The organism is Neobacillus sp. FSL H8-0543, assembly GCF_038592905.1.
Classification (GTDB): domain Bacteria; phylum Bacillota; class Bacilli; order Bacillales; family Cytobacillaceae; genus Neobacillus.
The window spans coordinates 5,098,840-5,119,147 of the sequence record NZ_CP151943.1 but is presented as its reverse complement, the minus strand read 5'-3'; the positions used below and the strand labels follow the sequence as shown (position 1 = coordinate 5,119,147).

The 20,308-nt window shown below is 41.4% G+C and carries 21 protein-coding genes; all 21 read right to left on the bottom strand.

The genetic code is table 11. The features are described from left to right. Nucleotides 1-501 precede the first annotated feature (501 nt). On the bottom strand, nt 502-2,751 hold the full coding sequence (locus NSS81_RS25300; protein WP_342431364.1) for an AAA domain-containing protein: 2,250 nt from the start codon (nt 2,749-2,751) through the stop codon (nt 502-504). 94 nt (nt 2,752-2,845) lie between these two features. Continuing rightward, nucleotides 2,846-3,046 (bottom strand): helix-turn-helix transcriptional regulator, encoded by a 201-nt coding sequence (locus NSS81_RS25295; protein ID WP_342431363.1) that lies wholly within the window; start codon nt 3,044-3,046, stop codon nt 2,846-2,848. A gap of 158 nt (nt 3,047-3,204) precedes the next feature. After that, nucleotides 3,205-3,852, bottom strand: coding sequence for a deoxyribose-phosphate aldolase (deoC, locus tag NSS81_RS25290; RefSeq protein ID WP_342434142.1), 648 nt, complete (start codon nt 3,850-3,852; stop codon nt 3,205-3,207). Nucleotides 3,853-4,031: 179 nt separating this feature from the next. Further along, on the bottom strand, nt 4,032-4,292 hold the full coding sequence (locus NSS81_RS25285; RefSeq protein ID WP_342431362.1) for a EutN/CcmL family microcompartment protein: 261 nt from the start codon (nt 4,290-4,292) through the stop codon (nt 4,032-4,034). Next, a complete protein-coding gene (locus NSS81_RS25280) occupies nt 4,292-4,567 on the bottom strand; it encodes a BMC domain-containing protein (RefSeq protein WP_342431361.1) in 276 nt (91 codons plus the stop codon). The genes NSS81_RS25285 and NSS81_RS25280 overlap by 1 nt, the downstream gene beginning before the upstream one ends. After that, entirely contained in the window at nt 4,568-4,855 is a 288-nt protein-coding gene (locus NSS81_RS25275; RefSeq protein WP_342431360.1) for a EutN/CcmL family microcompartment protein, read from the bottom strand. It abuts the gene before it with no gap. A gap of 3 nt (nt 4,856-4,858) precedes the next feature. Further along, complete coding sequence (gene rpiB / locus NSS81_RS25270; protein WP_342431359.1) at nt 4,859-5,326, bottom strand: ribose 5-phosphate isomerase B; 468 nt, start codon at nt 5,324-5,326, stop codon at nt 4,859-4,861. Then, nucleotides 5,323-6,162 carry a triose-phosphate isomerase gene (gene tpiA, locus NSS81_RS25265; RefSeq protein WP_342431358.1) on the bottom strand — a complete coding sequence of 280 codons (840 nt, stop codon included), beginning with the start codon at nt 6,160-6,162 and terminating at the stop codon, nt 5,323-5,325. Before tpiA ends, rpiB begins: the two co-directional genes overlap by 4 nt. 11 nt (nt 6,163-6,173) lie before the next feature. Beyond that, the gene (locus NSS81_RS25260; RefSeq protein ID WP_342431357.1) at nt 6,174-6,452 is read right to left on the bottom strand and encodes a BMC domain-containing protein; all 279 of its coding nucleotides are present in this window, start codon (nt 6,450-6,452) and stop codon (nt 6,174-6,176) included. Nucleotides 6,453-6,555: 103 nt separating this feature from the next. After that, nucleotides 6,556-7,983 carry an aldehyde dehydrogenase family protein gene (locus NSS81_RS25255; RefSeq protein WP_342431356.1) on the bottom strand — a complete coding sequence of 476 codons (1,428 nt, stop codon included), beginning with the start codon at nt 7,981-7,983 and terminating at the stop codon, nt 6,556-6,558. Nucleotides 7,984-7,985: 2 nt separating this feature from the next. Further along, nucleotides 7,986-8,285, bottom strand: a complete 300-nt coding sequence (locus NSS81_RS25250) for a EutN/CcmL family microcompartment protein (protein WP_342431355.1) — start codon at nt 8,283-8,285, stop codon at nt 7,986-7,988. Nucleotides 8,286-8,288: 3 nt separating this feature from the next. Continuing rightward, a complete protein-coding gene (locus tag NSS81_RS25245) occupies nt 8,289-9,020 on the bottom strand; it encodes a hypothetical protein (protein WP_342431354.1) in 732 nt (243 codons plus the stop codon). 4 nt (nt 9,021-9,024) lie between these two features. Continuing rightward, nucleotides 9,025-9,672, bottom strand: a complete 648-nt coding sequence (locus NSS81_RS25240; RefSeq protein WP_342431353.1) for a phosphate propanoyltransferase — start codon at nt 9,670-9,672, stop codon at nt 9,025-9,027. After that, nucleotides 9,669-10,628 (bottom strand): sugar-binding transcriptional regulator, encoded by a 960-nt coding sequence (locus tag NSS81_RS25235; RefSeq protein ID WP_342431352.1) that lies wholly within the window; start codon nt 10,626-10,628, stop codon nt 9,669-9,671. The genes NSS81_RS25240 and NSS81_RS25235 overlap by 4 nt, the downstream gene beginning before the upstream one ends. 371 nt (nt 10,629-10,999) lie before the next feature. Beyond that, a complete protein-coding gene (locus tag NSS81_RS25230) occupies nt 11,000-12,355 on the bottom strand; it encodes an aspartate aminotransferase family protein (protein WP_342431351.1) in 1,356 nt (451 codons plus the stop codon). A gap of 25 nt (nt 12,356-12,380) precedes the next feature. Then, nucleotides 12,381-13,847, bottom strand: a complete 1,467-nt coding sequence (locus tag NSS81_RS25225; protein WP_342431350.1) for a CoA-acylating methylmalonate-semialdehyde dehydrogenase — start codon at nt 13,845-13,847, stop codon at nt 12,381-12,383. 122 nt (nt 13,848-13,969) lie between these two features. Beyond that, nucleotides 13,970-15,595 carry a PucR family transcriptional regulator ligand-binding domain-containing protein gene (locus NSS81_RS25220; RefSeq protein WP_342431349.1) on the bottom strand — a complete coding sequence of 542 codons (1,626 nt, stop codon included), beginning with the start codon at nt 15,593-15,595 and terminating at the stop codon, nt 13,970-13,972. A 79-nt stretch (nt 15,596-15,674) separates the two neighbouring features. Further along, on the bottom strand, nt 15,675-15,893 hold the full coding sequence (locus NSS81_RS25215) for a hypothetical protein (protein WP_342431348.1): 219 nt from the start codon (nt 15,891-15,893) through the stop codon (nt 15,675-15,677). 17 nt (nt 15,894-15,910) lie between these two features. Then, a complete protein-coding gene (locus NSS81_RS25210; RefSeq protein ID WP_342431347.1) occupies nt 15,911-17,377 on the bottom strand; it encodes an NCS1 family transporter in 1,467 nt (488 codons plus the stop codon). A 138-nt stretch (nt 17,378-17,515) separates the two neighbouring features. Continuing rightward, nucleotides 17,516-18,934 carry a dihydropyrimidinase gene (gene hydA / locus NSS81_RS25205; protein ID WP_342431346.1) on the bottom strand — a complete coding sequence of 473 codons (1,419 nt, stop codon included), beginning with the start codon at nt 18,932-18,934 and terminating at the stop codon, nt 17,516-17,518. A gap of 16 nt (nt 18,935-18,950) precedes the next feature. Further along, nucleotides 18,951-20,237 carry an NAD-dependent dihydropyrimidine dehydrogenase subunit PreA gene (gene preA, locus NSS81_RS25200; RefSeq protein WP_342431345.1) on the bottom strand — a complete coding sequence of 429 codons (1,287 nt, stop codon included), beginning with the start codon at nt 20,235-20,237 and terminating at the stop codon, nt 18,951-18,953. Nucleotides 20,238-20,308 lie beyond the last annotated feature (71 nt).

The following is a 20,308-nucleotide window of genomic DNA, read 5'->3' as shown; positions in this document are numbered from 1 at the left end:
ACAAAGCGTTATCCTGTATCGGACTTTCACAAAAATTGTTTTTTACCTAAAAAATATTAAGGAATATGGATTTAATCCTCAAGACCGCTTCTTAAAGACAAATCCCTCCTGCAGAACATGGGTTTTGTCCTCAAGTCCGCTTCTTAAAGACAAATCCCTCCTGCAGAACATGGGTTTTGTCCACAAGACCGCTTCTTAAAGACAAATCCCTTCTGCAGAACATGCGTTTTGTCCACAAGACCGCTTCTTAAAGACAAATCCCTCCTGCAGAACATGGGTTTTGTCCACAAGACCGCTTCTTAAAGACAAATCCCTTCTGCAGAACATGCGTTTTGTCCTCAAGACCGCTTCTTAAAGACAAATCCCTTCTGCAGAACATGTGTTTTGTCCTTAAGACCGCTCAATCATACACAATTTGAAGATCATTTGAATTTGCTTTTTATATGTTTGCGATAGGAAACAAAATCCGTCACACTAACCTGTGTTTTGTTTTTTGTGTTTTCAATCACCCACAACAAACTGACTTGCTACATATTCAGCAACTTTCTCTGAATCAAGCCTTGTCGCGATGTAAGGAGGGTGAATTCCTTTTGCACCTTCTAATGGCAACCCCAACCACAAAAGCTGCTGGTCGATAATAATTAATGGAGCCGGGAAGCTTTCCTCCAACAAATAATCTGGTCTCAACTCCGACCAAGTATTCCCACTAGTGATAATGGTTAACTTTACATCCTTCTTTCGATTTTGAAGGACTGCCTTCCAAGGATCTGACAGGATTGTATGTTCTGGTAAGGAGAGAACGACGGACGAACGGGCTAATTCAATATCCTGGAATACCATTTCTAGTTTGCGTGCATAAATCCACTGCAGTCGCGGAAGCTGATTCTTAACCCAACTGCCGATCTCCTTCATCTTAACAGTTTGATGATGCTTCTCCTGATGCTCGACAAGCTGTCTAAGTGTTTTTCGGTTATAGACATGCTTTCGGATAAACGATTGATTACTAATGTTGATGAACTTCCCCTTTGTCCTTGTAATTGCTACATTAATAAGCCGTTCGCTGTCTTTTCCAATAAGTAGCATGCCTGCTCGCTCCTGGGGCTCACTGTCCACGGTATCGAACACCATTACATCCCGCTCACTTCCCTGAAACCTGTGAACGGTCGCAGATATAATATCAGCGGTTGATAATTCTTTTTCATATATATCCTGAAGTAATAACTCCATCAAGTTGGCTTGCGCACGATAAGGTGTCACATAACCAATCGACCTGGCACCATCTAAATAAGCTTCGTGAATACATTGAAAGGATAATAGTAGCTGCCCAAGATTCAATCTCGAGTGAGTGGTTCGTTCATTTAGACAAAAGGCGCCCGTAAAGCTTGTATCCAAAAGAATCGCTGCCCGACCTGGAAACGGTGCACGTTCGACAATACGGTTTCTACTTTTCAAAACACTTTCATGATCACCTACTAGAGAATGATAGATATAATGATTGGTGAATGCTGAAATATCCGGATGCATTCTCCTTTGTTCTTTAAGTAAATAAAGATGGGGATGAAGTTTTCCCTTCTCGACCCAATCAACAACACCCGCACGATGAAAAATATCCTCCTTAAGCCATTTAGAAACTAAGGAATCTCGGGAAGAGGCGATCGGCGGTAATTGTTTAAAGTCACCGCAAATGATAACTCTTTTTCCAAGTGTCGCAGCAAATGCTGCTTGAGGAACATAGGCCATGCTTGCTTCATCAAGGATAACGACATCGTATTCCTTTGTATAAATAGCAGAATCATTAGCGGCTTTTGCAAGAGTGGCTCCAACCACCAATGCCTCATCTACAAATTGGATTTCTTTTTGCCTGATTTTCTCAAGCACCCTGGCAATCTTCGTCTCAAGCTCTAGTAATTGTGTGGAATCCCTTTTACTGAACGAACGGGCTAGATCTTGCTTTAGGCCCCTCCTTTCTTCGATTAATTTCTCTTTGTCTTCAGCAAGCAGCGGTTCTTGTTTCTGGAGCAGCTGACTAGTAGTAAGCGCATCATGACTGGCAATTGCCTCACCCGTATTAAAACCATAACGAAGAACGTCCCCTTCACGGAAACGGTTCTTCTTTTTAATAAAATCAGTGATTTCACTCACCAAGACATCAACGGCTTGGTTACTATGGGATAAAATTAACACCCGTTTATCTTGAAAATATTTATTTGCTGCTACACGTGCAAGTGTATAGGTTTTACCTGTTCCAGGAGGTCCCCAAACAAAAGTCACGGGATTGTACTTTGACCGCAGCACCAACTCATGGACACTGCTTTTTACCTTTTCTGCCGGATACTTGGATGGCATCGATGGGTTCATTAATCGTTTAACCCGCAAACGTTTTTGTTTATTCTTTTTGACATCATCAAACCTCTCAATTAGCTGTTCAAGAAGTTCCCATGGGTCATGAAATAAATAGGCTTCTTGAATTAAATCACCAAATGATTGGTCAATAGTAAGGATCACACTTTTACCTTCTGATGATAGTACTCGCCCGCTTTGTTTAAGCCCGCCCCATTCAAGCCTGATGGTAGAACCAACTGGAATTTTCACTGAAATCGCCGTATCAAAAAAATACGTAAAAGATCCATCATCTGACAGCAATCGGCCATTCCTGACAATGAATTTATTACTGCCGTATTTTTTCAAATGCTGTATTTCATTTTGCAGTGCCTGTTGCCATTCATTTATATACATTATTGTAGTGGTCATTCGTACTCTTCCTTCAATGGATTAACTGCTAATACTATAGCACAAAAAAACATCCGGTCCGAATTGGAGCGAATGCTTTTTATTTTAAATAGTCTTAAATTGAAACATCCCCAATAGAAAAGGAGCAATTCAATACATCGGATAGTTTGGCTAAGGTTGAAATTTGTACATCAAGCTCGCCTGCTTCAATTAATGAAAGAGTATCAATGCTTATCCCAGAAACGAGTGCAAGCTTTTCCAGTTCCATTTCTCGATTCGTTCTAATTTTCTTGAGCTGGTGTCCGATATTGTCCATTTTCAACACTCCTTAAATATGTAAGCGATTACAATATGATAATATTAGTATAGTGAATCATCGAAACATTTACAACCTTTTTAATAGAAAAAAGGTTGGGGTTTTCACATAATTACTATATGAAAAACCCAACACCTACACTTCGTTTAATAACCAGTTTAATAACCAGTTCCCTGACCGCCCGTGATAATCGCAATACTTGAACTTGCACCAATTCTTGTTGCACCCGCTTGGATTAACTTTCTGGCCGTATCTAAATCTCTTACACATGCAGAAGCTTTTACGCCCATTTCTGGTCCGACCGCTTCACGCATAAGCTTGATATCCTCTGCAGTGGCACAGCCTGGTCCAAACCCGGTAGACGTTTTTACAAAGTCCGCACCAGCCATTTTTGCTAGAATACAAGCCTTTTTCTTTTCTTCAATTTCTAGTAAACCTGTCTCAAGAATGACTTTAACTGGCGCATGGCCTTTTGCCGCTAGTACAACACCTTCAATATCTTTTTTAACGGTTTCAAAGTCACCTGATTTAAGCGCGCCAACGTTAATAACCATGTCGATTTCCGTGGCACCATTTGCAATTGCATCACGTGTTTCAGCACTTTTTACAAACGTACTAGTCGCACCCAACGGGAAGCCAACAACAGTTGTCACACCGACACCTGAGCCCTTTAATTCTTTAGCAGCAGTTGAAACCCAGTAAGGATTTACGCAAACCGTTGCAAACTTATGCTCTCTTGCTTCTTCACATAGTTTAATAATTTGGGCATGACTTGCTTCTGGTTTTAATAGTGTATGGTCAATCATTCTCGCCACAGCAGGTCCAGTAATGATAGTAGAAGCGGATCCTTCTTTATAGGTAACATTACCGTTAGCTACCGGTTTTGCTGTCGTTAGTTCTTCTTTATTTGTTAATTGTTGTAAAATTTGATTGGTAATTTGTTCTACTAATGCTTCGATTTGCATCTATGTTCACCTCAGATTTATTATAATCGGTCAACGATCCCTGCAATCACTGCATCAAAGGATCCCTTTGGGTCACCTAGGATGTCTCTTGCGGATCCACCTTCTTCTAAAATTAGAACATAGTCGCCAACCCCGGCTTGAAAACGATCAAACGCAATCATTGCATCACCGTATTCTTTTCCTGATGCATCGACAGGGATGACAACCATGAGCTTTTTATTTTGATGACTTGGTGTTTTAATCGTTGAAACGACATTCCCAACGACCTTCGCTAGTTTCATTATTTTACTGCTGGAAGAATTTTTTCGATATCTGAGTGTGGTCTTGGGATGACATGAACAGATAAGAATTCGCCCACACGTTGTGCAGCATCTGCACCTGCTTCTGTAGCTGCTTTAACGGCACCAACATCACCGCGAACCATAACTGTGATTAAACCGCCGCCAACGTTCACTTTACCTAATAAAGAAACATTTGCTGCCTTCATCATTGCGTCTGCTGCCTCAATTGCACCTACTAGACCTTTTGTCTCGATCATTCCTAATGCGTTGCTCATTTATTTTTCCTCCATTCGTTTAGTCACATTATAATAGTCAATAATCCCTAATATCCCGGCATCAGAAGCTACCATTTCTCTATCGAGGGATAAGGAAGACTCGCGGCTCTTTGCCAGATAAACAAGCTCCCCTTCTCCTGACTGTCCGATTGTATCTATAGCCACAAGTGGTTTTCCTTTATCCTGCAAATCTTTATCTACCGGTTGGACAATAAGCAGCTTCAGCCCTTTTAAATTGTCATCCTTATGTGTACAGACTATATTCCCAATCACTTTGGCTACAAACATTTTCTAAAACCTGCCTAAGCGATGTAAGAACCGACTTTCAATTTCCATCATTTTTGTTACCCGGCGATCATGGCGGCCGCCGGCATACTCTGTTTCTAACCAGGTTTTCACCAATTGCTTGGCAAGGCCTTCACCAATAAATTGTCCGCCGATTGATAACACATTGGCATTATTATGCTCTTTGCTATTTATAACCGAGGATAAATCCCAGCAGACAGCAGCGCGTACGCCAGGTATTTTATTTAATACCATTCCGCTGCCGATGCCGACTCCATCAATCATGATGCCAACATATTGATCATTCGTCGCAACCGTTTCTCCTACAAGGAAGGCAATATCCGGATAATCCACAGATTCATTCGCCTGACAGCCAAAATCAAGATATTCAATCCCAAGTTCTGTTAAGTATTTCTTTATTGTTTCTTTTAATTGGTATCCACCATGGTCACTGCCAATCGCAACTTTTTTCATAGGTTTTGTTCTCCTTTGGCAAATGCAGCGATAATCTCATCAAAAGGCTTGGCTTTCAAGCTTGCACCACCAACGAGTACACCATCAATATCTTCCATGGCGTAAAAGTCAGCTGCATTTTTTTCATTCACAGATCCACCATATAAAATCGAGATAGTATCTGCGTCTTGACCCATTATTTGGGTGATTACTGAGCGGATATAAGCATGTGATTGCTGTGCCAGCTCAGGTGAGGCTGATTGCCCTGTACCAATTGCCCAAACCGGCTCGTATGCAATAATAAACTGGCTCGAATCTATTTCCTTTAAGGCACCGAACAGCTGGGTTTTCAAAACCTGTTCCGTTTGTAGCAGGTTCTTCTCTTCGAGCGTTTCGCCGATGCAAACAATTGGGGTGAGTCCTGACTTGATTGCCTGCTTCACCTTCATATTGATCATCTCATCATTTTCACCTGCATATTGGCGTCTTTCAGAATGGCCGATAATCACATACTCACAGCCCATTTCCTGCAACATGCTTGTTGATGTTTCTCCCGTGTAAGCTCCTCTATCCGCCCAATGAACATTTTGTCCGCCTAAGGCAATGGACTTCTTTTGCTGTTTAATCAAAAGCTGGGCTGGATAAAGCAGATGTGTCGGTGGACACACAACGACTGACACGTTGTTACTGCTGTTTATTTCCTGGAAAAATTCAGCCGTTCCAGAAAAGTTGTTATTCATTTTCCAATTGCCTACTACATAGGTTTGTCGATCCTTCTGGAGCTGCAGCCCGCCTAGTGCTTGGCCAATAGTATCTCTAACTAGATTTTTAATATAATTTTCAATGGAATGTTCCATCTTCGTTCACCTTATTCAGCTTTCGGTAAAATTCCATCTACCTCAAGGTTTGGACGTGGAATCACGTGTACAGAAAGAAGTGTTCCCACACGTTGTGCTGCTTCTGCGCCAGCTTCCGTAGCCGCTTTTACTGCACCAACATCACCACGTACCATAACTGTTACAAGACCTGCACCAACAAATTCTCTGCCTACTAAAGTTACATTTGCTGCTTTTACCATTGCATCGGCCGCTTCAATTGCACCTACTAAACCTTTTGTTTCGATCATTCCTAATGCTTCTTGACTCATTTTATTTCCTCCTCTTGGGTTCGCTAATTTGGTTGTTTCTTGTTTTTTCTTTTTTTTCACTGTTTGCTTTTCTTCTTTTGAGTTAACCAATGAAATGCACCTACTAAATTATTCTTAATCCATCTACTAAAACGCAGCGTCTCTGACGAGTAAAGGTTTTAGCACTGGTTAATCCTTCACCAGTTGGACCAGCGATTGTGAGAGTCGTAAAGCCTTCACTTTCATAGCCTAAGCCAGCTACTGACGGTCCATTTTTCACAAAAATAGTTGCTTGAATTTCTTGAGCCATTTTTGTTAAATTAGTGATATTTTGTGAATGCATAATGGCTGTATGCCGATTACCCTTTTCAGCAATGACGGCCAGTTCAATAGCAACATCGACGTTAGGTACTCTAACGATTGGTAAAATTGGCATTAACATCTCTGTCATCACCAAAGGGTGATCCTTTGTTGTTTCAGCAATAATCAGCTTTACAGTTGGGCTAGCTTGAATGCCGGCAGCCTGTAGTAGGACGTGTGCATCTTTCCCAATGAAATCTCTGTTCGGATAAAACTTATCATTTTTTTTCGTGAGTACTTTGTCGAGCAATTTTTCTAATTGGAAGCCTTTTAGCTCAATCGCGCCATTCTTCACCATTTCAGCCTTTAGGGCATTTGCTACCTTCTCAACAACAAATACTTCTTTTTCAGCGGTACAGAGGACATTGTTGTCAAAGCTTGCGCCCGTTACAATATCTGCTGCAGCCTTTGGAAGGATTGCTGTCTCATCAACAACGACAGGAGGATTACCCGGACCGGCTGCAATGACTTTTTTTCCAACCGCCATCGCTGCCTTTACGACTGGACCGCCTCCAGTTACGACAAGAGCATTGACACTTGGGTGGTTCATGACTTGTGCAGATGTTTCTAGGTTTGGACTCTGCACCGACGTTAGGGCGTTCTCAGGTCCGCCTGCAGCGACGATTGCCTGATTTAATAGCTGTAAGGTTTTAATCGAAACACGCTTCGCACTTGGATGTGGATTATAAACCACGGTATTGCCCGCTGCAATCAGCGATATCGAATTGTTGATAACGGTTGCAGCTGGGTTGGTGGATGGTGTAATCGAACCAAATACACCAATTGGTGCATACTCTACAAGGGTAAGACCATCATCACCTGAATAGGCTGTGCTGATTAAGTCTTCTACTCCTGGTGTTTTATTTGTAGCAAGCAGGATTTTAGCAATCTTATCAGCCACTCGGCCTAACTTTGTTTCTTCGACGGCGAGTTCAGCTAATTCCTTCGCATGCTCGCGACTTACTTCACGCATATTTTCAATCATTTGTCTTCTCGCAGCTACTGGGAGCTTGCGCAGCTTGTCCCATGCTACACGGGCTGCTGCGGCAGCTTCATCAACCGAGGAAAACACGCCATTCCCTAAGCTGACATCGTTCAAGGTAGCAACAGGACTTACAGCGTTTTGAGTTTGACCTATCTGCTGCAGCACTTGTTCAACCATTTTTTTAATATCTGTTTCATTTATTTGCAAGGTTAGTTACCTCCTTTTTTAAAGGTCAAGGTCCCTTGTATCTCAATTTGATCGACAATTCCTACGATTGCCGCATCAACGGGAACACCGTTTGTAATTTCTGTTTGTCTTGCTGAACTTCCGCTAACAAGTAAAACCACTTCCCCGACACCTGAACCAACAGTATCGATGGCGACGATTGGTTTGCCATCTTCTTCGATACTTCTCATATCAAGTGGTTGTACAATCAGGAGTTTTTTCCCCTTTAACTTTTCTGCCTTTGTAGTTGAGACAATCGATCCAACCACTTTACAAATAATCATTGGCTACCCTCCTTTCGAGGATTGCTTAATTTGAATTTTCATGTCCCTAGCCAAATCCTTGGCTGCTGGTGTTACCTGACTTTTCAATGGTACAAAAATTTCCGTCAATCCATCGCGATGGGCTTTTTCGATATGTTTTTCGAGAATAAGCGCTTTCTTTTCCTCGTAAGCGATCATTTGCTGTTCCACATTTTTTGAAAGTTTACTCAACGGTACCCAGCTCACCCGATCAGTAAGGATCTGTTTTATGTAAGATTGTATTCGTTCCTTCACTGTGTGAGTTGCATGGATCAGTTGATAAACAGTTAGTTCGATATTATTGTTAGCGATTACAATTGGCTTACCAAGCATTTGATACTGAATGGCAAACCAGACAGCTAACTCATCATCAATCGTTAAAGCAAGCTTGGATAACAACCGATAGGATGCTGACGGAACGACGAGGACTGATGTGTTTTCAATAATCGAAACCAAATCCCTCTGCTCGGTCTCCTCTAGTAAAACATAAGATTTTCCATCTAGTTGTGGAGGAACGGGTAGCCATTCACTCGTTAATAGTAAGGTGGCTTCGTAAGCATCAAGTAACGGAGTAATCGCTTCCAAAACTTCTAATGGATTAGAAGATTGATAGCCTAATAATATCGCGATGGATTGGTTCTTACTTTTTAGCTGTTCCTGTAGGTAGGCTTCAACGACCTGCTGCACAAGCAGTTTGACCTTTGCTTTTACATCCATGCCATCAGCCCCTTTTACTCTCTACAGCGACAATTTCACCAAGTTGTCCATTTTTAATATTCGCCGCATTTGCTTCATCTAAATCTAAGTGCATTTCTAACTTGTATTTTGATGAGATCCGAATAAGCACATTTGAAAAAATAACCCCACGCTCACCATCGACTTTCACCTGAACATGATCACCATCATGTACTCCAAAGGCTTCTCCATCAATCGTATGCATATGAATGTGGCGTGCAGCACAGATTAAACCCTCCTCAATAGTGACTTGCCCACGCGGACCTTGAATCGTTATCGCTTCTGATCCTTTAATATCACCAGAGGTCCGAATTGGAGGCTTCACACCTAAGGAAAAACCATCGAATAATGATATCTCTGCCTGGGTGCTCCCCCTAGCTGGTCCTAGCACACGAACATTGGCTATCTTCCCTTTTGGTCCGATAAGTGTAACGGTTTCCTTCGCGGCAAACTGATTGGGCTGCGATAAATCCTTAAGTTTATTTAACTTATACCCGCGCCCAAATAACCTCTCCACATGCTCTGGTGATAAATGAATGTGGCGGTTAGATGCTGCAATTGGAACCTTTTTCGATTGCTGAAGTGTGTTCCTTACAATCTCTTGAACGATTTCTCTAATTGCTTCTTTATTCATGGATTTTCATCACCCCCCATATCGAGCAGAGCCTTCGCTGTATACTGATCGGTAATGAGAACATTTGCATGGCTACCGCAAAGTGCACCATAAATTCCATCTACTTTGGTGTTTCCACCGGCAATAAGGATTCCGTATTCCTTTCCAGCTAATTCCGAGAGTTCAATCCCAATCGTGCGATCATTTAGAGCTTGATGGCTTATCCGCCCTTGAATGTCAATAAATCGAGAACATATATCGCCAACTGTTCCATTTGACTTGAGTGTTTCAATATCACTGTCTAAAAAGTAGCCTGCATTCATCAGAGTAGATTGTTCTCCGGGTTCACCTACTGTGAAAATGGCGATATTTGCTTTTTTGCCCAACTCCAATACTTTTTTCACATGTCGATCAGCGATAATGGCTTGCTTGACAACAATATGATCGACCACCGCAGGAACCGGTAGGAAGTGTGGTGTCGTATGAAAAGCATTCGCTAGACCGTTAATAATTTCTGATGAATATGTATTTGATTCTGAGTAGCTCACCCCACCATTTAACTGGACAACTGTAACATCTTTTACATTCTTTGGTTGTATTTTTTTCACTAGATGATATAAAGTTGTCCCCCAGGTAATCCCAATCGTGTCTTCATTTTGGACAATGTCATATAAGTAATCCGCAGCAACCTCACCAAGTTTTTCTTTGATTAGGCTATCCACATATTCGGGAATAGGTGCAACAATACAATGCTTTAACTGGAATTTTCCCTTTAATTGCATCGCAATTTGCTGTACATCCTCTGCTGGATTAATGATTTTAATATGAACAACGCCTTCTTCCACTGCTTGCATGAGAAGCCTGGAGACGGTGGGGCGGGAAATACCTAACCTCTTCGCGATTTCTTGTTGACTGTAGTCTAATTGGTAGTACATCTTAGCCACTTCAACTAATCGTGAAATTCTTTCATCCGCCATTGTACAATCACCTAATTTTAGAAAAATATGAAAATAGAAAACGGTTACATCTTTGTGCTAAAAAAAAGCATACATCTGTTCAACACCTATTATGTAGTAATGAAATTATGTAAAGTAGCGATGAACATTTGTTAATTTTATTATAACTCACACTACAATTCTGTCAATCACCTAAAACACAAAATTCCGACATTTATTTTTATAATTGTCTGTTGATTGGAGCTCCAGGCACTTCGCTTTCCGCTCCAATCAACAGAGTTTATAAACAGGTTTTATCAAGTATTTTCCATAATATATTTTTATAATCAAATAAACAAAAGAGAACACTTACCATTTACATTTTGTAAATGATAAGTGTTCTTTCTGTAAGGTTAAATTATTTCTTTTAGCGAATCTGTTAATGTCTTGATAACAAACTGCAGGTCCTCTTCTTTAATGTTTAATGGGGGTGATAAGGCTAATACATTGTTGAAACCTGCGACCGTTGCTCCATTCTTGCCAATGATTAAACCCTTTTGCTTGCAGCTTGCAATCACTTGATTGACAGGGGCGACGTCCAATGGCTCCTTTGTCTCCTTGTCCTTGACTAATTCAATCCCGATTAATAGGCCCTTCCCTCTGACATCTCCTACATACGGATGGTCTTTCAGCAGGTTGGTTAAATCAGTTAATGCTTGCTTCCCTAAATCACGTGACCGATCATATAAATTCTCTGACTCCATGATCTCGATATTTTTTAGCGCCAGGGCACAGGCGGCAGGATTCCCGCCAAACGTGTTCACATGACGGAAATAATCATATTCCTCCGTCCCTTTAAAGACCTCATAAATATCTCTTCGGACAGCAGTAGCTGAAAGTGGCAAGTAGGCACTGGTTATACCCTTTGCCATCGTGATGATATCTGGTTTTACATCATAATTCATAAACCCGAATGGTTTTCCTGTGCGTCCAAAACCGCAGATTACTTCATCTGCAATAAGTAGCGCACCATGTTTCTCACAAACCTCTTTTGCTGCTTTCATATAGCCATCAGGTGGAATCAATATTCCGCCTCCAGTAATGATGGGTTCCATAATCATCGCGGCAATCGTTTCGCTCAGCTCCCAGGTCATCAGCCGATCAATGTCCTTTACAGAGGACAATTCTTTTGGATCGGTTACATTTGTATCATCACGATAGGAATCAGGTGGTGCCACATGAAGAAAGCCAGGTGCCAACGGCTCGTATTTATACTTTCTTTGTGCTTGACCTGTAGCTGCTAAAGCACCTATCGAGTTCCCGTGATAACCGCGGTAACGTGAAACAATCTTGTATCGACCATGTTCACCCTTTTGCTGATGGTATTGGCGAACAATTTTAAATGCAGTTTCGTTTGCTTCAGAGCCGCTATTTGAGAAAAAGATGACATATTCATCGCCCAGCATCTCATTTAATTTTTCTGCTAGTTTGATAGCAGGAGCATGACTTTGTGTCAATGGAAAATAAGCCATTTCCTTCAATTGCTCATATGCTGCGTCTGCAAGCTCGGTCCGACCGTATCCAACATTTACACACCATAAACCTGCCATTGCATCTAAGTAACGGTTTCCATCTGCATCGGTTATCCAAGAACCCTCCGCCTTTGCAGCGACAATTGTAGCCTTTGGATTATAAGGCTTCATCGAATGCCAAAGATACTTTTCATCCTGTTCCAATAGTTTTTCCTGAGAACGACTTGTTTGGACCATTCCCCATTCACCCCTTTATATATTCCTATGCGTCAAAACGAGAGGTAATCATTTTTTTGCGGGTAAAAAAGTTTAATCCATCTTTACCGTTCACATGAAGATCACCGTAGAAGGAATCCTTCCAGCCAGAGAATGGGAAGAAGGCCATTGTTGCTGGTACACCAACATTTATGCCGAGCATACCTGCATCTGCTTCTTCGCGGAACTGACGGATGGCTTTCGCATTGTTGGTATAGATGGTAGCCCCGTTGCCATACCTAGATTTTCTAATATACTCCAACCCTTCATCTAAATCGGCAGCCCTCAAAAGACTTAGGACAGGTGCAAAGATTTCATCCTTAGCAATGGTCATGTCAGGACGAACATGATCAAAAATAGTAGCCCCAAGGAAATTCCCATTCGGATTATCATCCATTTCCGAGCGACCATCTCGGATTAATTCCGCACCTTCTACAATGCCTTTTTCGATATAACTTAAAGCTTTTTCACGATGCTCTTTTCGGATGACCGCTGTTAATAACACCTCATCATCCATCCCGTTTCCGATAACTAATTCATCTGCTCTGCGCTTTACCGCCTTCACAAATGGCTCATTATCACCAACGACGACAACGGCACTGCATGCCATACAGCGCTGTCCAGCACTGCCAAAGGTGGAACTAATCACATGCTGGACGGCCTTTTCGATATCAGCGTCAGGCATGACAATATGATGGTTTTTTGCACCGGAAAGTGCTTGAACTCGCTTCCCTTTGGCGGCAGCACGTTCGTATACGTACTTTGCGACAGGCTGAGAACCTACAAACGAGATAGCTGCAATGTCCTCATGATCTAGCAAGCCATTTACGACATCATGGGCACCGTGAACAATATTTAGTACTCCTGGAGGCGCACCTGCTTCAAGGAACAATTCCGCTAATCGATTGGCCAATATCGGTGTTCTTTCTGACGGCTTTAATACAAACGTATTTCCACATGCGACCGCTAAAGGAAACATCCATAGAGGAACCATCATAGGAAAGTTAAATGGAGTGATCCCGCCGACAACACCTAACGGATAACGAAACATTTCAGAATCAATATCTTCTGCAATTCCCGATAATGTTTCCCCCATCATTAAGGTCGGTGCACCTGAAGCAAATTCCACACACTCAATCCCCCGCTGAACCTCCCCATACGCTTCCTTATAAGCCTTACCATTTTCCTCGACAATTAACTGCGCTAACTTCTCATGATTTTCTATTAACAGGTAGTGATATTTAAATAGGATTCTAGCACGTTTCGGAACAGGAATCTTTTTCCATTTTATAAAAGCTTCCTTTGCTGCTGAAACCGCAAGATCAACATCTTCCTTCGATGAAATTGGCACGCGGGTCAATAATTCGTTCGTTGCCGGATTAGGTACATCAAGCGTTAGTCCGCTGTTTGAACTGACCCATTTACCATTAATAAAATTTTTCAGAACCGTTGTTTCACTTTTCGTAACACTCATCTTTTGACCTCCCTATTCTCATAAATCTAGATATATTAATTATCGTTTATTTTTAAAAGGCTTTCATTAGACATACCGTAAAATGACTGGCGGTATTTCCTCCACAGGATGAACATGATTAATTATTCTTTTACACTTACCTTATATTCCTGCCTGATTAAAGCGGGTGAGGAATAATCTGTTATCAGGAGGATAAATTCAAGTGCTACCCGTTTTTCATGCTCCATAAAATCTTTACCGAGCAGGTTTTCAATTTTTTGGAGCCGATGATAAAGAGTTTGCCTGACAATAAAAAGCTTGTTCGCTGTTTCTTGTTTTGATCCGTTACACTCTAAATACATCTTCAATGTCTCTAACAGCTTGCCATTATACTTCTGGTCATTTTCAATCAACGGCTGAAGGTACTCAATGACAAGTTCTTGTAAATCCATATGCCTACTCATTTGTGAAATGAGACGATATAAATGTAAATCTTCGTAAAAATGATAGGTTTCCTTCTTTGACATTTCTTGTTGGATGCGCAGCGTTTCCTTTGCTGTTTGATAGCTTTTATGTACATCCGTTAATTGATCAATAAACTTACCAGCAGCAATGAGAGTTTTGGATGAACTTTTATTCCTCATAAATGTCGAGGCCTTTATCTCTTCAATTGCTTTTATCATTCGGTCCTTCATACTCTTTTTCGAACGCTGGTTTAATAAGATGAAAATAATTTCATTCCTCTTCTCGACGGAAAAAACTGCAAAACCTTGCTGTTCGAGAACAGACCGGAATAATAGTTTTATATAGGTAACATCTTGGTTAGACTTCCCTTTAAACGACATTAACTTCGTAAGTAAAACGACAGCCTCAGTGATTTTCGTTTTAATCCCGTATTCACTTAAGTATTCAATAATACTGTCGAGAGAATGTTCTCCATCAAACCAGCCGTGAAGCCATTCAAACTCTTCCACTCTCTTTTTTTCCTCTACATATAAATCTCTTAATAAATGTTGGGCTAATGCCGTTGAGGTTCGATCCAGGATCAAAAGATCAAATTCACTAATCGCAATCTCCCGTGAATAAATCGTTAATTCAGCATACTCAGCGCCAAACAAGTGGATGGGTGAAAGTGCAAAGTGATCATTTTTTTCTACTTTTGCTTTCTCCAGCCGCTCCAGGATGATGTTTTGTTCCGAAGGACTTATTTCCGGTGTGAATTCATATTCCTGATCCTTTAAACGGAAGATGATTTGCACTTCCAATGCGGAAAAGATAAATTGCAGGATATCTTCATAGGATTCAATCGTTAGAAGCTGCTTGTTTAAGCTTTGCGAATAGTTTTCCAGCTCGGTAATTTTCTGGTATTGCCTGTTAATAATTAAGGAGTGAATATCCTGCGTGATATCAACAAAAGGGACCTCCTTCTGGAAGACAATAATTGGAAACTGATGTTGATTGGCTATCATTATCACTTCTTCAGGAATTTTTGACATATAAGTTCCCATCTCAAGACAAAGTCCGGCAGCCTGATGTTCAATTAATTGCTCAATCATGGAAATGAATAAATCCTCCTTATCCTTCCAAGCTACTCCAGTCGATAAGATGAGCTCATTTCCGTTTAAGAGATTACGAATATTGGTTACCTCGACAATATGAACCCATTTGACAATCCGCTTGAGCCCCTCAGCACCAGCAATAACGACAGCTTTATCAAAATGATTTCTGTTTAATATATCAGCAACCTTTAATTGTAAAAGTTCTTTCATTTTTTAGCTCCCTTGTAAAATACATGATTTTGAAAAAGGATTGGCGTGTAAACCAATCCTTTTTTAACCATTTAAAAAACTACTTTACTCCGAGATTCTGATTCACTAGTAAGCTAGAAAAATATTTTCTTCCATTTGCTGTTCCGACAGTCAGTGTCTCTTTTTCATTATTTTCAGTGTGAACAAATTCAATTGTGGCACCATCTAGGTGTTCAAGGATACTATTAAAGCGGTAGCCCTTTTGTATAAAAAAGTCAATTTTATCTCTTTCATTAAGATATTGCTGATAATCAGACATTCGTACCCTCCTGTCTATTATACTTTTATCGTATTGGAAGCATCCTCAAAAACTGTTTCACTTTCTTCTTCAATAATCCAGTCACGGCCAACGGAAATACCTAAATACTTTTCATCACTAGGATTTTCTATTTCAGCCTGCGGATATTTATTAAACCACCAATACTTTGCGAGAACATAATAGAGTCCCGCACCAATGATAAACCCTACTAAAAAGCCATATTCTGGCACGAAGTAAGAGGCAGCACCGCCAATAATCCAGGCAATAAAACCTGCTAGGTTAATCCCGCCCATGTATCTAAATTGACCGTTGTCTTCGTATAGGTCTAGTACATTTACACGTCTTTTACGTATTAAATAATAATCCGCAAAAAGTATACCGACAATCGCCGCTAAAATACCACCGACAAAGAGTAAAACCTGGATGATAATATCAAACAATTGCCATGGTTGTACGACAGTACCGACGATCCCTGCTGTAATTACCCCTGCCCAAAATGGAAACCTTGGTCCGCCTACATTTGAGAAAATGGTTGCAGCTGGCACGACATTTGCCGCTGTATTGGTAGACCATTGTGCTAAGACAATCATCAACAATAACACTCCAAGGACAAATCCATTTGCTGACCCTTGTAGAGCAACAATTGGATCTGCATTCAATACCGCCGTATAGGCGACAGCACCAATAATAATCATAAAGGTCTGGGTTAAGGGCATGGCAACCATATTGCCAATTAAGGAACCCTTATTTCGTTTAAACCAGTTCTTTTCGTTTAATGGTGCTTTAATAAATCGCGAAATGCTAGGAATGTCGGCACCCAGAGTCGCCCAAAAGCCCATATTACTGAAAATGACCACTAAAAAGGCCGTAAATGCCGCACCGCCAGTAACTGGGGATTCTACCCAACTCCATACATCTCTTCCCGCAGCTTGAGCCGTATCAGATAAGGAAATATACATCCAAACCGAAATTAAGATGATTATCGGAGCGGCTAAATCGGCAAACCGTTCAATTGACTTGATCCCTAATGACGTATTAATCAATTGAACGGCGGCAAAGATGAGGTAACAAATAAACCAATTATCAAATCCAAATAACATATTTAAGATTCCATTCATTGCTGTTGATCCAAAGTAAGTATTTACACCGAACCACATGGATGCAGTAATACCACGTGTAACTGAAGGAATATGGGTACCAATCGTGCCAAACGGTGCCCTCATATAGACTGGAAAGGATAAGCCATGTTCAATTCCAATATCGGCAATCAATGAGATGAAAAATCCAATGGCTAAACAGCCAATTACCGTTGCTAGGATGACCATCGGCAGCGGTAAGGAAATGACCCCCGCACCACCGATGGCAAATGTCGCAAGTACTACCACCATCCCGACCCACATGAACGAAAATCCTAACGAAGAGATTTTCCTATCCTTTTGTTGAATCGGCAACAAATCAGAAGACTTTAAATGGCTTTTTTTCATATGAACACTCCTTTTTCGGTTTAATTAAATAGAATTTATTTTCCAAAATCCAAATAACCGACAGCAGTAAAGCTTTTCAAAACGGAATTGCTTGGCAGGAGTTGTTCAATTATGAAATTGTGTACTTTGCAGCAAATATTAAATGGATAAGGTTTCACTTTGGGTTAATGACGGATTCTTGCTGTATTTTGCCCGTTTTAAGTATTGACCAGTGCCGGGTTTCCCTACAAATTTCTTATCACGAACAACAAATTCTCCGCGTGATAAGACGGAAACAGGCTCACCGGTTACTTTCATCCCTTCAAAGGCATTGTAATCGACGGCCATATGATGGGTTTCAGCAGATATGACACGTTCGACACTAGGATCAAAAATAACAATGTCGGCATCAGATCCGACTGCAATCGTACCCTTCTGTGGGAATAGACCGAATAATTTAGCGCTGCGAGTGGAGGTAAGGTCAACAAACTGATTCAAGCTGATTCGTCCTTTTTTCACCCCTTCTGAGAAAAGCATCGATAGCCGGTCCTCGATGATCGGTCCGCCATTTGGAATCTTAGTAAAATCATCCCGCCCTAAATCCTTTTGTCCCTTAAAATCGAACGAGCATTGATCAGATCCAATCGTTTGCAGCTGACCGCTTTTTAAGGCATTCCAAAGTACTTTCTGATTCCATTTTTCTCTTAATGGCGGTGACCAAACATATTTTGCCCCTTCAAAATTTGGTCTTTCTAGATAGGTTTGATCGAGGACTAAATATTGCGGACAGGTTTCTCCCCAGACATCAAACCCCTTGCTTCGTGCCTCGGTAATTTTTTCAACCGCATCGGCACAGGATACATGTACAACATATAATTGTGAGTTTGCTAGTCCTGTTAACTTTGCCGCCCGGCCTGTTGCTTCCCCTTCCAGCTCCGCTGGTCTTGTTAATGCATGATAAATCGGGTCTGTATTGCCCTCAGCCAGTGCTTTTTTCGTTAAGTAATCAATCACATCGCCATTTTCTGCATGGACCATCACTAAGGCACCATGTTCCTTTGCCGAAATGAGCGTGCGGAAAAGGGTTTCATCATCGGCCTGAAAGACATTCTTGTAGGCCATAAATACTTTAAATGAAGTTATTCCTTCCTCGTTAATCACATATGGGAGCTCATTTAAGACAGCTTCATTTATCTCTGCAATCATTAAGTGGAAACCATAGTCAATGACAGCTTTTTCCTTTGATTTATCATGCCAGGTTTTAATCGCATTCTTTAACGGTTCGCCTTTATTGGTTAAACAAAAATCAATAACGGTCGTAGTACCGCCAAAAGCCGCTGCCATCGTTCCTGTCTCAAAATCATCCCTCGTCACCGTTCCGCCAAAAGGCATATCCAAATGGGTGTGCGGGTCGATGCCGCCTGGAATAACTAAGCAGCCATTAGCATCGATAACCTCTGCACCTGCCGCTGATAGATTTGTGCCAATCTGCGTCACTTTTCCATCTTCAATCAAAATTTCTGCTTGATACGTGTCGGAAGCGGTCACAATCGTTCCATTCTTAATCAGTTTCTTCAAAAGATCATCTCCTTCATTATTTGATGCTATCTGCTTTACATTCTGTAGCCACGCTTAGTGCTGCTTGACGTTCGTTCCAGGTCATTGGTGCCAGCTCTCTGGCAGCTTCAACCATATCAATCGCGCCATCCACCGGACAGACGATGGAACATAAGTTACAGCCCACACAATCTTCTTCCCGTACTTTCAGATAACCCTTCCCATTCTTGTCAGTCAGCATATCAATACATTGGTGGGAGGTATCCTCACAGGCGATATGACACTTATTACAATTGATACATACATCCGTATTGATTTTTGCCACAATATTATAGTTAAGATCGAGATTGCCCCAGTCCGAATATCTCTGAACAGATTTACCGATAATATCCGAAACAGCAGAGATTCCCTTTGCATCTAAATAATTATTAAGGCCATCAATCATATCCTCGACAATCCGGAAGCCATGATGCATCGCAGCGGTACAGATTTGTACTCCAGTTGCACCCATAAGCATAAATTCAACCGCATCCTGCCAGTTTGAGATGCCACCAATACCAGAGATTGGAACATTGATATTCGCATGTCTGGCACATTCTGCTACCATATTTAAGGCAATTGGCTTCACAGCAGGCCCGCAATATCCCCCATGTGCCCCTTTCCCTGCCACATGCGGAATTGTATTCCAGGAGTCAAGGTCGACTCCCATCAAACTATTAATAGTATTAATCATACTTATAGCATCTGCTCCGCCATTACATGCAGCTTCGGCGGTTGCTGTGATATCGGTTATGTTTGGCGTTAATTTTACAATCACAGGTGTTTTGGCCACTTCTTTTACCCAAAAGGTTTGGCGTTCAACAAGCGCAGGTACTTGCCCCGAAGCAGAACCCATTCCCCGCTCAGCCATTCCATGTGGGCAGCCAAAATTCAGCTCGAGCCCGTCAACACCAACATCCTCCACCCGCTTAACAATTTCATGCCACTTTTCCTGCTTTGGTTCCACCATTAATGAGGCAATAATCGCATGGTTTGGAAACCGTTTTTTCGTTTCATATATTTCTTTAAGATTTACATCTAAAGGTCGATCGGTTATCAATTCAATATTGTTAAAGCCTGCCACCCTTTGTCCGTTAAAACTGACTGCCGCAAACCGCGACGAAACATTCAAAATCGGATCGCCTAGAGTCTTCCACACTGCCCCACCCCAACCAGCTTCAAATGCTCTCTGAACCTGGTATCCTGAATTGGTAGGAGGTGCAGAGGCCAGCCAGAATGGGTTAGGAGATTTTATTCCTGCAAGATTGATAGATAAATCAGCCATCTCTACTTCTCCCCTTTGTTATTTTAAATTTTTTAGTAAACGCTTACATTATTATTATCCGCCTGTAAATT

Coding starts and splice junctions, on each gene's coding strand:
- NSS81_RS25285 (WP_342431362.1), bottom strand. CDS start 4,292: ATGAAACTAGCGAAGGTCGTTGGGAATGTCGTTTCAACGATTAAAACA.
- NSS81_RS25220 (WP_342431349.1), bottom strand. CDS start 15,595: ATGAAAGAACTTTTACAATTAAAGGTTGCTGATATATTAAACAGAAAT.
- NSS81_RS25300 (WP_342431364.1), bottom strand. CDS start 2,751: ATGACCACTACAATAATGTATATAAATGAATGGCAACAGGCACTGCAA.
- NSS81_RS25260 (WP_342431357.1), bottom strand. CDS start 6,452: ATGAGTCAAGAAGCATTAGGAATGATCGAAACAAAAGGTTTAGTAGGT.
- rpiB (WP_342431359.1), bottom strand. CDS start 5,326: ATGAAAAAAGTTGCGATTGGCAGTGACCATGGTGGATACCAATTAAAA.
- NSS81_RS25235 (WP_342431352.1), bottom strand. CDS start 10,628: ATGGCGGATGAAAGAATTTCACGATTAGTTGAAGTGGCTAAGATGTAC.
- tpiA (WP_342431358.1), bottom strand. CDS start 6,162: ATGGAACATTCCATTGAAAATTATATTAAAAATCTAGTTAGAGATACT.
- deoC (WP_342434142.1), bottom strand. CDS start 3,852: ATGATTGACCATACACTATTAAAACCAGAAGCAAGTCATGCCCAAATT.
- NSS81_RS25215 (WP_342431348.1), bottom strand. CDS start 15,893: ATGTCTGATTATCAGCAATATCTTAATGAAAGAGATAAAATTGACTTT.
- NSS81_RS25275 (WP_342431360.1), bottom strand. CDS start 4,855: ATGTTTGTAGCCAAAGTGATTGGGAATATAGTCTGTACACATAAGGAT.
- NSS81_RS25210 (WP_342431347.1), bottom strand. CDS start 17,377: ATGAAAAAAAGCCATTTAAAGTCTTCTGATTTGTTGCCGATTCAACAA.
- preA (WP_342431345.1), bottom strand. CDS start 20,237: ATGGCTGATTTATCTATCAATCTTGCAGGAATAAAATCTCCTAACCCA.
- NSS81_RS25250 (WP_342431355.1), bottom strand. CDS start 8,285: ATGATTATTTGTAAAGTGGTTGGATCGATTGTCTCAACTACAAAGGCA.
- NSS81_RS25280 (WP_342431361.1), bottom strand. CDS start 4,567: ATGAGCAACGCATTAGGAATGATCGAGACAAAAGGTCTAGTAGGTGCA.
- NSS81_RS25230 (WP_342431351.1), bottom strand. CDS start 12,355: ATGGTCCAAACAAGTCGTTCTCAGGAAAAACTATTGGAACAGGATGAA.
- NSS81_RS25240 (WP_342431353.1), bottom strand. CDS start 9,672: ATGAATAAAGAAGCAATTAGAGAAATCGTTCAAGAGATTGTAAGGAAC.
- NSS81_RS25245 (WP_342431354.1), bottom strand. CDS start 9,020: ATGGATGTAAAAGCAAAGGTCAAACTGCTTGTGCAGCAGGTCGTTGAA.
- NSS81_RS25225 (WP_342431350.1), bottom strand. CDS start 13,847: ATGAGTGTTACGAAAAGTGAAACAACGGTTCTGAAAAATTTTATTAAT.
- NSS81_RS25295 (WP_342431363.1), bottom strand. CDS start 3,046: ATGGACAATATCGGACACCAGCTCAAGAAAATTAGAACGAATCGAGAA.